Raw genomic sequence first — 12,479 nt, forward strand, 5'->3', positions numbered from 1 at the left:
CACAAACCCCCGCGAGGCGCGTGCCTCGCGGGGGTTTTTCTTTGTCTGCTTGGAAGGCGGCGGGCCATAAAAAAAACGGCGCCCGCGTGGGGCGCCGTCTGTGATGTTCGCGGGATCAGTTGCCCGCCGGTGCCGGAGCGCCAAGGCCCCCCGGTGCGCCTAGGCCGCCGCCCAAGCCGCCGCCACCCAGGCCGCTACCCGGTGCACCAAGGCCGCCCCCAGGGCCGCCCATGCCCGGCGCACCCAGCCCGCCGCCAACACCCGGCAGCGTGATCGTCACCGTGGATGTATCAATGGCAGGGCCGCGATAGTGCATCACAAGCTGCGGGAAGCAGATCACGATGACCATCATCAGCAGTTGCAGCCCCATGAACGGGATCGCCCCAAGATAGATTTGCCCCGATGTAACCGGCGCGGTTTTCTTGCCCGTCACCTTATCGATATACGGGACGCGCGGCGCGACCGATCTGAGGAAGTGCAACGCAAAGCCGAAAGGTGGGTGCATGAACGAGGTCTGCATGTTGATCGCAAGGATCACCCCGAACCACACAAGGTCGATGTCCAGCGCAAGCGCAGGTGCGACCAGCAGCGGCACGATGATGAAGGCCAGCTCGAAGTAATCGAGGAAGAAGGCCAGGAAGAACACCAGGATCGACACCACAATGATAAAGCCCTGCGCGCCGCCCGGAAGCGAGGTCAGCAGATGCTCGACCCAGATATGGCCGTTCACGCCGTAGAAGGTCAGCGAGAAAACGCGCGCGCCCAGCAGGATGAACATGACAAAGGTCGACAGGCGCGTGGTCGAGACAATCGCCTGTTTGATGACGTCAAGGTTCAGGCGACGCTTGCCAGCGGCCAGCAACAGCGAGCCAACGGCACCCATCGCGCCTGCTTCGGTCGGGGTTGCAACGCCGAGGAAGATCGTGCCCAGCACTAGGAAGATCAGCGTAACGGGCGGCACCATAACGATGACGACCTGTTGCGCCAGATAGGACAGGCGGTTCCATTTCAGTTTGCGATCAAGTTGCGCGTAAGTATAGACGACCAGCACGGCCGCAAAGCCGCCCAGGATATCCGCGTTGCTGCGCGACATGACTTGCGAAAACAGGACGATCAGCGCCAGCGCCAGCAGGATCAGGATCCCCATGATCACGCCGAGCGAGCCCATGCCTTTGCCCAAGGTGCGGGCCTCTGGCGGCAGGGCGGGCACTTTGTGCGGGCGGAAAATCGCGACAAAGGCGATATAGATCAGGTAGATGCCTGACAGTGCAAGGGCGGGATACATCGCGCCTTTGAACATGTCACCGGCCGAGCGGCCCAGCTGGTCCGCCAGAACGATCAGCACCAGCGAGGGCGGCACGATCTGCGCCAGCGTGCCCGACGCGGCGATCACGCCCGCAGACAGCGAGCGGTCATAGCCGTAACGCAGCATGATCGGCAGCGAGATCAGGCCCATGGCGATCACCGAGGCCGCCACAACGCCAGTGGTGGCCGCCAGCATCGTACCAACCAGAACCACGGCAAAGGCAAGGCCGCCGCGGATCGAGCCGAAGAGCTGGCCGATCGTGTCCAAAAGATCCTCGGCCATGCCGGATTTCTCGAGGATTACGCCCATAAAGGTAAAGAATGGGATGGCGAGCATCGTATCATTGGACATTGTCCCAAAGAAACGATCCGGCAGCGCGTTCAGCAGTGGCCAGTTCAGCGTGATGACGCCATTGGACAGCGGCGCCAGTTCCACGCCGATGATAAAGAACATCAGCCCGTTTGCAGCCAATGCAAAGGCCACCGGATAGCCGATCAGCAGGAAGATGATCAGCGATGCGAACATGATCGGCGCCATGTTCGTCGCAATGAATTCCATCATTGGCGTGCCTCCTGCGCTTTAAGGATTTCTTCCGCCAGCTCTTTGGCTTCTTGTTCGGCAAGGTCGCGCGCGGTGACATAGGGGTTGGGGTCGTCATAAGTGCCGGTCATGACGCCGACGCGCTTGATGATTTCCGAGATGGCCTGGAAGAACATCTGCAAAAAGCCGATCAGCAGCATCATCTTTGCCGGCCACAGGATCAGGCCGCCTGCGTTTGGGGACATCTCGCCCGAATTGTACGAGCGGATCACATAGGGCCACAGGAAATAGATCATCACGAGGACGAAGGGCATCAAAAAGAACAGATGGCCCAGCAATTCGATCCAGTTGCGCGCGTTACGCGACAGGCGTCCATAGATCAGGTCGATGCGCACATGGTCATTCGTCTTGATGACCCAAGATGCTGCAAGCATGAATGCGGCACCATAAAGATACCATTGCAGTTCGAGATAGCCATTGGACGAATAGTTGAACACCTTACGCACAATGGCGTTCAGCGCAGAGACAAGGATCGCCACGAAAATAAGCCAACCGATCTGACGACCGATGAACTCATTCACTGCATCGACAATCCTAGCAAAGGCTAGAAGTATCTTCATGAATTATTTCTCCCCCCGCGTAAAAGATCACGCTACGACACTAGGCCGCGTAATATAATTACGCGGCGGACTTCCGCGCAAACTAGGGCGAAAAGCGGTAAATCGTCAACCAAATGCACGTAGGGTTAGCGATATAATCGCAGCCGTTGCGCAAGGAACCCAACGTCAATTTCGGGCTTTCGGGTAATGATCCGAAATTTTGTATCAAAATTGCGGAAGATCATTTCGAGGGGGCGGTTTTGCCCGAATCCTACAGGCGGGTCAGATCGGGCAGGGTGATCCGCGCCACTTGTTCGGCCACGGGGGGCGTGTCCAGCGGGTGCGGTGCGGTCTGGGGCGGGTCTTGGGGGTCAAACTGAACCCATGCGCCACCGCGATAAATCTCCAGCGGCTGGTAGCGCGCCTTATAGGCCATTTTCGGGCTGCCGGGCACCCAGTAGCCCAGATAGACGTAAGGCAGGCCCAACTCCTGCGCGAGCAGGATATGCTGCAGGATAATGTAATTCCCCAGCGAGTCCGATGGCCGGTTCGGATCATAGAACGAATAGACCAGCGACAGCCCGTCATCCAGAATGTCGATCAGGCAGGCACCGACCAGACCGTCGTCATCGCGAAGGAAATCGGCGGCCTCGGGATCGGTGAATTCGACCATGCGGCTGCGCACGGGGGTTTGCTCGACCATGGCGGCGAATTCGAACACATCCATATCGGCCATGCCGCCCTCTTCGTGGCGGGCATCCAGATAGCGGCGGAACAGGGCGAATTGATCCTCGGTCGCCCAGGTCGGGCGCACGCGGCGCTGGACGCGGGCATTGCGTTTCAGGACGCGGCGCTGCCAAGCGTTGGGTTTGAAATCGGCGACCCGGATGCGCGCCGACAAACAGGCGCTGCAATTGGCGCAGGTCGGCCGGTAAATCACGTTCTGCGAGCGGCGGAACCCCTGTTTCGACAGCGCATCATTCATCGCAGCCGCGCCATCGCCTTGCAGCGCGGTGAACAGTTTCCGCTCTAGCTGCCCCTCAAGATAGGGGCATGGCGCCGGAGCGGTGACATAAAACTGCGGGGCCAGTGGCAAACTGTGGCGCATGTTTTCGGCTCGGCTCGGTCAGGGATTTCAGGGCAGATTAACACGCCGCGCCCGGTTGTCCACAGGATCACGCAACAGTTGTGTGACCCGCTAGACGGGCGGGCGGTTTGGCGGTAGTGACGCCGCGAAGGTGGAGGATATGATGGCAAATGCGGCAAAGCGTGGATTTCGGCATGAAATCTGGGCAGTTCTGACCCTTGGTGTGCCGCTGATCGCGTCAAATCTGGCACAGATGGTCATCAATCTGACCGATACGATCATTCTGGGCTGGTATGATGTGCAGGCTTTGGCCGCCGTCACGCTGGCCCATGCGCTTTATTCGCTGCTCTATCTGTTTGGCGCAGGGTTCGCCTGGGCGGTGATGCCGCTGGTCGCCGAGGCCGCGGTGCAGGGGAACGACACCCGCGTGCGGCGCGTGACACGGATGGGGATCTGGCTGTCGCTGGGCTTTGCCACGCTCGCCGCCATCCCGATGCTGCTGTCCGAGGCGTTGCTGCTGTCGATCGGCCAAGATCCAAGCATCAGCGCGCTGGCGCAGGATTATCTGCAGGTGATTTTCATCGCCCTGTTCGCGGCGCTGCTGATCGCCTGTATGCGCAGCTTTTTGGCGGCGCTGGGGCATACGGCGGTGGTGTTCTGGGCAACGGTCTTTGTTGCGATCCTGAACGGCGTGCTGGTGTATCTGCTGGTCTTTGGCCATTTCGGCTTTCCCGAGCTTGGCATTCTGGGCGCGGCGGTCGGCACGACGATTGCGCAGATCACCGGCCTTGCGATCCTGTGCATCTATGCGGTGCGCAAGCTGCCCGAATATCATCTGTTCCAACGCTTTTGGCGGCCCGATCCGCAGGCGATGGTCGAGGTCACGCGTGTCGGCCTGCCCATCGGTCTGACCAGCCTGGCCGAGGGCGGGCTATTCAGCGCCACCGCGATCTTGATGGGCTGGATCGGCACGGCCGAGCTTGCGGCGCATGGCATTGCCCTGCAAATCGCGGCGCTGGTCTTTATGCTGTATATGGGTCTGTCGCAGGCGGCGACCATTCTGGCCGGGCGCGCATACGGTCAACGCGATCCGCAGGCTTTGCGCCGCGTGGCGCTGGCCTCTGGCAGCGTGGCGGCCTGTATTTTGGTCGCGGGCGTCGCGATTTTCGTCATCTTCCGGATGCCGCTGGTCTCGGTCTTTTTGGATCAGTCTGATGCGAATTACGCGCATGTCCTGCAGATCGGCATGGCGCTGCTGCTGATGGCGGCGCTGTTTCAGGCGCTGGATGCGGCGCAGGTCATGGCATTGGGACTGCTGCGCGCGGTGCAGGATACGACCGTTCCCATGCTGATGGCGGTTGTCAGCTATTGGGGCGTCGGCTTCCCCCTTAGCCTTGCTATCGGGATCTGGTGGAACGGCGGCGCGGTGGGGGTTTGGGTCGGTCTGGTGGCCGGGCTTGGCGTTGCCAGCGTGCTGATGATCTATCGCTTTTGGCGCGGTCTCGTCACCCATAGGTATATCGCCCATGTTTGACCTGCTGCTGGGATTGATGGAATGGGCCGGCGCGTTCGGCCTGTTCCTGTTGATGATCCTGGAGAACCTGTTTCCGCCGATCCCGTCCGAGCTGATCGTGCCGCTGGCGGGATTTCTGGCGGCGCAGGGCGAGATGTCGTTCTGGCAGGTGATCCTTGCCGGTGTTGCCGGATCGGTTCTGGGGGCCGTCTTCTGGTATTACGTCGGCATGATGATCGGGCGCGCGCGTATCTTGCGCTTTGTCGACCGCTTTGGCCCGATCCTGACGCTGTCGCGCGAAGATACGATCAGCGCCTTCACATGGTTCGAACGCTGGGGTGTCTGGGCGGTGCTGGTCACGCGGCTGATCCCCGGCGCGCGGACGCTGATCTCGGTCCCCGCTGGCATCTCTAGAATGCCGCTGCCGCTGTTTTTGCTGGCGACCACAGCGGGCAGCACGGTCTGGATCACCATCCTGACCATGACCGGCGTGCTGCTGCGCGAGAATTACCACCGGATCGAATCCGTACTGGACCCTTTGTCGCTGGTGATTTTTGGCGGTGTCGCGGTGGTCTATTTTTGGCGCCTGCTGCGGCAGATGCGCAGCAGGCGATAGGGCTTAGTTCAAGCCTTCGCAGAAGGTCTTGATCCGGGCGCAGGCCTCGGTCAGTTCGGCTTCCGAGGTCGCATAGCTGATGCGGAAGTTAGGCGACAGGCCGAACGCCGCGCCGAACACCACCGCAACGCCGGTCTCGTTCAAAAGGGCGGTGACAAAGGCTTCGTCATTCGCGATCACCGCGCCGCCGGCGCTGGTCTTGCCGATGCAGCCCGCGATATCGGGATAGACATAAAACGCGCCTTCGGGGACGGGGCAGGTGATGCCGGGGCAGGTGTTCAGCGCAGCGACCACCAGATCGCGGCGGCCTTGGAACAGGGCCTTGTTGCTTTCCAGATAATCCTGCGGGCCGTTCAGCGCCTCAACCGCCGCATATTGGCTGATCGAGCTGGGGTTCGAGGTCGATTGCGACTGTACCTTGGCCATCGCCTTGATCAGCGCCACAGGCCCCGCCGCATAGCCGATGCGCCAGCCGGTCATCGCATAGGCCTTGGACACGCCATTCACCGTCAGCGTGCGGTCATAAAGCGCCGGTTCCACCTGCGCGGGCGAGCAGAATTTGAAATCGTCAAAGGCCAGATGTTCATACATGTCATCCGACAGCACCCAGACCTGCGGATGGCGCAGCAGTACATCGGTCAGGGCCTTGAGCTCGTCCCAGCTATAGCCCGCGCCCGTCGGGTTCGAGGGGCTGTTGAACATGAACCATTTGGTATTGGGCGTGATCGCCGCTTCCAATTGTTCGGGCGTGATCTTGAACTGGTTTTCCAGCGTGCCGGTGATGATGACCGGCGTGCCGCCCGCCAGCAGGACCATATCGGGGTAGCTGACCCAATAGGGAGCGGGGATGATCACCTCGTCGCCCGCGTTCAGCGTGGCCATCAAGGCGTTATACAGGACTTGCTTGCCGCCGGTGCCGACCGTGACCTGCGCAGGCGTATAGGTCAGGTCATTCTCGCGCGCGAATTTGGCGCAGATCGCCTGTTTCAGCGCGGGGATGCCGTCGACGGCGGTGTATTTCGTCTTACCCTCGTTGATGGCGCGGATCGCGGCGTCTTTGATGTTCTGGGGCGTGTCGAAATCCGGCTCGCCCGCGCCGAGGCTGATGATATCGCGGCCTTCGGCCTTGAGTTCCGCCGCGCGGGTGGTGACGGCGATGGTGGGCGAGGGCTTGACCCGGGCAAGGGTCTGGGAAAGGAAGCTCATATGCTTGTCCTGCTGGGATAGCGGCCCTCTGGCGGGGCAGCACCATTTCGTGGCATAGCGGACGGGCCAAGGCAAGCCGTGAGGACCACCATGAGTAACGATTTGCGCCTGCGCCGCCTGCATATGCGGGCCATTCGCCGCGGGATCAAGGAAATGGATCTGCTGCTGGGCCATTTCGCCGCCGCGCGGCTGGCGGATCTGGCGCCCGCGGATCTGGATCTGTTCGAGGCGCTGCTGGACGAGAATGACCATGACATTCACGCCTGGGCCACCGGGGCGCTGCCGGTGCCCGGCGCCTATGCCGGGCTGATTGCGCAGCTACTGGCCCATGCGGCAGCCGTGCGCGGGGCCTGGGTCTAGCGCGATCTGTCTAAAGTTTTAGACACTGCGGCCCCCTATTAACGACGTTTTGGCTTTTTGCGGCGAATCTTCCTGAAAAGGGAGAGTGCGATGAATCTAAGCCATCCGATGACCAAATCTGCGCCCCCTGCGGCAGGGCAGATGGTCAGCTATTTTGACACGCTGGCGCTGGTCGAGCGGTTGCACCGGCTGCTGCTGGATCTGGTCAAGGACGAGTTCGAACGGCTGGGCGTGCTGGAGATCAACCCGGTACAGGCGCTGCTGCTGTTCAATATGGGCGAGCAAGAGCTGACGGCGGGCGAGCTGAAAACGCGCGGTTTCTATCAAGGCAGCAATGTCAGCTATAATCTGAAGAAACTGGTTGATCTGGGCTATCTGCATCACGAACGCAGCACAGCGGATCGGCGCGCGGTGCGTATTCGCCTGACCGAAAAGGGCCGCCGCGTGCGCGAGACGTTGCTGCGCCTATTTGCGGGCCACGCCGATGGGATGGTGGCGCGCGGCGTGTTGCCGCGCGAGGGGATGGACGACCTGACGCTGATGTTGCGCCGGGTCGAACGCTATTGGACGGAACAGATCCGCTATATCTACTGATTACCAGTGACCGGTGTTGGGCATCGAGGCCCAAGGCTCGGCCGGGGCAAGGTGTTCGCCCTCTTGCAGCAGCTCGATCGAGACATTGTCGGGCGAGCGGACGAACGCCATATGGCCGTCGCGCGGCGGGCGGTTGATGGTGACGCCCGCATCCATCAGGCGCTGGCACAGGCCATAGATATCATCGACGCGGTAAGCCAGATGGCCGAAATGACGGCTGTCGCTGGGCAGGCCGGTATCGCCGTCCCAGTTATAGGTCAGCTCGACCGAAACTTCGTCCTGACCGGGGGCGCACATGAAAACAAGGGTATAGCGGCCCTTTTCACTTTCCGTGCGGCGCTTTTCCACAAGGCCCAGCAGTTGGTAAAAGGCGACGCTTTTATCCAGATCCAGCACGCGGACCATGGTGTGAAGGTAGCGGATAGCCATCTGTTTTCCTTACGTTTCTATTATGGCAGCATGGTCGAGGGATCGACGCTGTCCAGCCCGCGCCGCACCTCGAAGTGCAGATAGGGCGTGGCGCCATCCGCGACCTTGCCGATGACCTGCCCGCGCGAGACGGATGCGCCGCGCGCCACCGTCAGGCGGTCAAGATGTGTATACACGGTCATCAGATTGCCATCGTGACGGATCACGACGATCTGGATGCCGTCCGTGTTGGTGGTGATGGCCGCGACGGTGCCGGCGGCGGCGGCCTGCACATCGGTGCCGGCGGGCGCGCCGATATCAATCCCGTCATTGCGGCCGCGCGCATAGGCGCGGATGATATTGCCCGCGACGGGGCGCTGCAGGGTCGAGGTCGATTGGCTGGCGCTGGTCTGCTGCGCGCCAAGGTTCGGCGTTGCGGCGGCGGCGGCCGCAGCGGCGGCCGGTGCGGCAGCGGCGGGGGGCGTCGCCTCGGACGGCAGCGGCTGGCTGGCCGAGGGCGGGACGGGGGTGGCCGATCCTTGGCCCGGCGCCGAGGTGACCGGCGTGGTCGACGGCGTGCCATTCGCGGTCGGGATCATCAGATATTGCCCCTCGCGGATGGTCATATTGCTGTCGAGACCATTCCATTCCGCCAGCGAGCGCACGGGGATATTATAGCGCCGCGCGATGATATAGGCGGTCTCGCCGCGCGCGACCTGGTGGCGCACGGGTTCCGAGATTTGCAGCGGCGTGCTGCTGGCGGCAGGGGCGGTGGCGGCACTGCTGCCCGAGGGCGCAAGCGCGGTCGTGGTGACATCGCCCGCACGGTCGATGGCGGCCCCGGCGATGCTGGTGATATCGGTCATGCCGCCCGAAAGGCCGCCCGAAACGCGGGCCGGCAGGGCCAGAACTTCGCCCGCGCGCAAGGATGTGCCGGTTTGCAGCCCGTTATAGCTGGCCAGTTGCCCCGCATCCAGCGACAGGCGGCCCGCAATGGTCGCGACCGTATCGCCCGCGCGCGCCACCGCAACCTGATAGGTCGGATAGGAAATCACGCCATTGGCGTCTGGCGCCGGGCGGTTATTGGTCGATGGCATCGCCCCCGCGGTGGTAAAGCCAGTGCCCATGCCACGCAGATCATAATCGGGCACGTCATTACAGGCGGCCAGCGCCATCAGCGCGACACCCCCCATCAGATGCAGCCCAAGATTTTTCATGGGAATAGGTCTTGGCATAGCTTCCTCTTTCGCAGCGAAATCACGCGAGACCCGCGACCAGCGGAACAAAGCGCACGGGGTGTAATTCCTCGTAATCAAAGCCGTTTTCAAGACGTATCACGCGGATCAGACTTTGCACATGGTCGGACTGGCCCACCGGCAACACCATGATACCGCCGACTTTCAACTGCGCCAAGAGGGGCGAGGGCGCATCCTCGGCGGCGGCGGTGACGATGATGCGGTCAAAGGGCGCCTGTTCGGGCAGGCCATAGCTGCCGTCGGCGGTAAAGGCGGTGATATTGGTAATGCCAAGGGCGTCGAATACCGCGCGGGCATCCGCGACCAATCCGCGATGGCGGTCAACCGTGTATACACGGCGCGCCAGATGCGACAGGATCGCGGCCTGATAGCCCGAGCCGGTGCCGACCTCTAGCACTTTGTCGCGCTCGCCCACATCCAGCGCCTGGGTCATAATGCCGACGACCGAGGGCTGCGAGATGGTCTGACCCGCGCCGATGGGCAGGGGGACATCCTCATAGGCGCGATCGGCAAAGGTGGGGCGCACGAACAGCGCGCGGTCGACACGTTCCATCGCGCGCAAAGTGCGTGTATCCGTCACGCCCCGCGCGCGCAGGGTGTAGATGAATTGCATCAGCTGATCGTGTTCGCCGCTCACCCGTGACCTTCCCGGTTCAGGCGGCTTTGTAGATCGGCGAGCGTGTCATGGGCGGTCATATCGGCGCGCAGCGGCGTCACCGAAATATAACCCTGCAGGTTCGCCTCGCCATCGGTGTCGGGGCCCGAGGTCAGATCCTGCTTGCCGCCCTTGACCCAGAGGAATTTGCGGCCCGAGGGTGATATCTGCGGCTCGAGCCCAAAACCCGCACCATGGCGATAACCCTGTTTCGCGACCTTGACGCCTTTGACATCATTGGCGGCAACAGCGGGGAAATTCACGTTATAAAACAGGCGGTAATCGGCATTGTCCCAGATCGCCTTGTCCAGCAGATCGCGGATGATGCGCGCGCCATGGACGGCGGCTGCCTCGAACGGGTTGTCGAGTTTCATATTCGCGGGGCCCATGAATTGCGACAGGGCTATCGCGGGCAGATGTTGCAGCGCCGCCTCCATCGCGCCGCCGACAGTGCCCGAGTAGACGATGTTTTCGGCCGAATTATTGCCGCGGTTGACGCCCGACAGCACCAGATCGGGCGGGGCACCTTCCATCACATCATAAAGACCCGCCAGCACGCAATCGGCGGGCGAGCCCTCGGCCGCAAAGCGGCGCTGCCCCAGTTTCGCGATCATGGTCGGGTGGGTGTAAGAGATCATATGCGCGACGCCCGATTGCTCGAACGCGGGGGCGACGGTCCAAACCTCGCCATTTGGGCCAGCGATCTCGTGGGCGATGGCCTGCAAAACCGCAAGACCGGGGGCGTTGATGCCGTCGTCATTGGTGATCAGAATGCGCATTGACCGTCCTTACTCACTTTACAGACGGTCATAAGGCAGGGCGGCGGGTCAGGCAAGATGCCCGCCCGCCATGCGGCGTGATCAGGCCGCTTCGGACTTCATCTTAAAGCCTTGTTCCAGCATGTCTGCGGGCGCAACGGGATAATCGCCCGAGAAGCAGGCATCGCAATAACGCGGGCGCATCGGGTCGCGTCCGTTCAATTCGCCGACCGCGCGATAGAGGCCGTCGAGCGAGATGAACTTCAGGCTGTCAACGCCGATCCATTCGCGCATTTCCTCTTCGTTCATCGTGGCGGCCAGCAGCTTGCCCCGTTCGGGCGTATCGACGCCGTAGAAACAGGGCCAAGCGGTGGGCGGCGATGCGATGCGGAAATGCACCTCTTTCGCGCCAGCCTCGAGGATCATTTCCTTGATCTTGCGCGAGGTGGTACCGCGCACGACCGAGTCGTCGACCAAAATGACGCGCTTGCCGCGCACCAGCGCGCGGTTCACGTTCAGCTTCAGCCGCACGCCCATGTTGCGGATCTGCTCGGACGGCTCGATAAAGGTGCGGCCCATATATTGGTTGCGGATGATCCCCATCGCATAGGGAATGCCCGATTGCAGCGAATAGCCGATGGCGGCGGGCGTGCCGGAATCCGGCACTGGGCAGACGATATCCGCGTCAACCGGTGCCTCTTTTGCCAGCTCGCGGCCGATGGCCTCGCGCGTCTCATAGACCGAGCGGCCGCCGATAATGCTGTCGGGGCGCGAGAAATAGACATGTTCAAAGATGCAAAAACGCGAGGCGCGGGCGCGGAAGGGGAAAAAGCTCTCGACGCCTTTTTCGGCCGAGATGACGACCATCTCGCCCGGCTCGATCTCGCGCACGAAATCGGCGCCGATGATGTCGAGGGCGCAGGTTTCCGAGGCCAAAGCCCAGCCGTCGCCGACCTTACCCAGCACGAGGGGGCGCATCCCCAGCGGATCGCGGCAGCCCAGCAGTTTGGTGCGGGTCATCGCCACGACCGAGAATGCGCCTTCGCATTTGCGCAACGCATCTTCCATCCGGTCGGGGATGGTGCGGCCCATCGAGCGGGCCATCAAATGGATGATACATTCCGAATCCGACGAGGATTGGAAGATCGAGCCGCGTTCCACCAATTCGCGGCGCAGCGCGGCAGCATTCGTCAGGTTGCCGTTATGCGCAATCGCCGCGCCACCCAGCGAGAATTCACCAAAAAAGGGCTGCACGTCGCGAATCGCGGTCTGGCCCTTGGCCCCTGCGGTCGAATAGCGGACATGGCCGATGCCGATGGTGCCGGGCAGCTTTTCCATCACCTCGCGCGAGGTGAAGTTGTCGCGCACATAGCCCATGCGACGGTCGGACTGGAAACCCAAATCGGGGCAGTAGGTGACAATCCCGCCCGCCTCTTGACCCCGGTGCTGCAGCGCGTGCAGGCCAAGGGCCACGAAATTTGCGGCATTGGACACGCCTATTGCACCAAAGACGCCGCATTCTTCATGCAGCTTGTCATCGTCAAACGGGTGAGCAGGCGGCAGGCGGCGGTCGGTCATGGG

The 12,479-nt window shown here is 62.1% G+C and carries 13 protein-coding genes; 4 read left to right on the forward strand and 9 right to left on the reverse strand.

Annotation, left to right across the window (positions count from 1 at the left end; genetic code table 11):
- Positions 1–115: 115 nt before the first annotated feature.
- From KVU_RS03600 to KVU_RS03610, 3 genes are all read right to left on the reverse strand, one after another.
- Complete coding sequence (locus KVU_RS03600; RefSeq protein WP_013383978.1) at positions 116–1,867, reverse strand: TRAP transporter large permease; 1,752 nt, start codon at positions 1,865–1,867, stop codon at positions 116–118.
- Entirely contained in the window at positions 1,864–2,466 is a 603-nt protein-coding gene (locus tag KVU_RS03605; RefSeq protein ID WP_044008016.1) for a TRAP transporter small permease subunit, read from the reverse strand. Before KVU_RS03605 ends, KVU_RS03600 begins: the two co-directional genes overlap by 4 nt.
- Positions 2,467–2,716: 250 nt before the next feature.
- On the reverse strand, positions 2,717–3,553 hold the full coding sequence (locus KVU_RS03610) for an arginyltransferase (protein ID WP_013383980.1): 837 nt from the start codon (positions 3,551–3,553) through the stop codon (positions 2,717–2,719).
- Between the two features lie 139 nt (positions 3,554–3,692).
- On the opposite strand from KVU_RS03610, the gene KVU_RS03615 reads away from it, so the two are divergent.
- Together KVU_RS03615 and KVU_RS03620 are read left to right on the forward strand one after the other, a co-directional pair.
- The gene (locus tag KVU_RS03615) at positions 3,693–5,066 is read left to right on the forward strand and encodes an MATE family efflux transporter (protein WP_236953144.1); all 1,374 of its coding nucleotides are present in this window, start codon (positions 3,693–3,695) and stop codon (positions 5,064–5,066) included.
- Positions 5,059–5,661, forward strand: coding sequence for a DedA family protein (locus KVU_RS03620; RefSeq protein WP_013383981.1), 603 nt, complete (start codon positions 5,059–5,061; stop codon positions 5,659–5,661). The genes KVU_RS03615 and KVU_RS03620 overlap by 8 nt, the downstream gene beginning before the upstream one ends.
- Before the next feature lie 3 nt (positions 5,662–5,664).
- Here KVU_RS03620 and KVU_RS03625 read toward each other — a convergent pair whose 3' ends face one another.
- Positions 5,665–6,867, reverse strand: coding sequence for a pyridoxal phosphate-dependent aminotransferase (locus tag KVU_RS03625; RefSeq protein ID WP_013383982.1), 1,203 nt, complete (start codon positions 6,865–6,867; stop codon positions 5,665–5,667).
- A gap of 90 nt (positions 6,868–6,957) precedes the next feature.
- Between KVU_RS03625 and KVU_RS03630 the strand changes: the two genes are divergently transcribed.
- Complete coding sequence (locus KVU_RS03630) at positions 6,958–7,227, forward strand: FAD assembly factor SdhE (RefSeq protein WP_013383983.1); 270 nt, start codon at positions 6,958–6,960, stop codon at positions 7,225–7,227.
- Positions 7,228–7,335: 108 nt separating this feature from the next.
- On the forward strand, positions 7,336–7,821 hold the full coding sequence (locus KVU_RS03635; RefSeq protein WP_420537793.1) for a MarR family winged helix-turn-helix transcriptional regulator: 486 nt from the start codon (positions 7,336–7,338) through the stop codon (positions 7,819–7,821).
- Here the strand turns inward: KVU_RS03635 and KVU_RS03640 are convergent, their stop codons facing one another.
- From KVU_RS03640 to purF, 5 genes are all read right to left on the reverse strand, one after another.
- Positions 7,822–8,250, reverse strand: coding sequence for a VOC family protein (locus tag KVU_RS03640; RefSeq protein ID WP_013383985.1), 429 nt, complete (start codon positions 8,248–8,250; stop codon positions 7,822–7,824).
- A gap of 20 nt (positions 8,251–8,270) precedes the next feature.
- Positions 8,271–9,446: a M23 family metallopeptidase gene (locus KVU_RS03645; RefSeq protein WP_014537617.1), complete on the reverse strand. Its 1,176-nt coding sequence runs from the start codon at positions 9,444–9,446 to the stop codon at positions 8,271–8,273.
- A 40-nt stretch (positions 9,447–9,486) separates the two neighbouring features.
- Entirely contained in the window at positions 9,487–10,122 is a 636-nt protein-coding gene (locus KVU_RS03650) for a protein-L-isoaspartate(D-aspartate) O-methyltransferase (RefSeq protein WP_013383987.1), read from the reverse strand.
- Positions 10,119–10,919, reverse strand: coding sequence for a 5'/3'-nucleotidase SurE (gene surE, locus KVU_RS03655; RefSeq protein WP_013383988.1), 801 nt, complete (start codon positions 10,917–10,919; stop codon positions 10,119–10,121). Before surE ends, KVU_RS03650 begins: the two co-directional genes overlap by 4 nt.
- A gap of 81 nt (positions 10,920–11,000) precedes the next feature.
- Positions 11,001–12,476 carry an amidophosphoribosyltransferase gene (gene purF, locus KVU_RS03660; RefSeq protein WP_013383989.1) on the reverse strand — a complete coding sequence of 492 codons (1,476 nt, stop codon included), beginning with the start codon at positions 12,474–12,476 and terminating at the stop codon, positions 11,001–11,003.
- Between the last annotated feature and the right edge of the window lie 3 nt (positions 12,477–12,479).

Source organism: Ketogulonicigenium vulgare WSH-001 (assembly GCF_000223375.1).
In the GTDB taxonomy this organism is placed as follows: domain Bacteria; phylum Pseudomonadota; class Alphaproteobacteria; order Rhodobacterales; family Rhodobacteraceae; genus Ketogulonicigenium; species Ketogulonicigenium vulgare.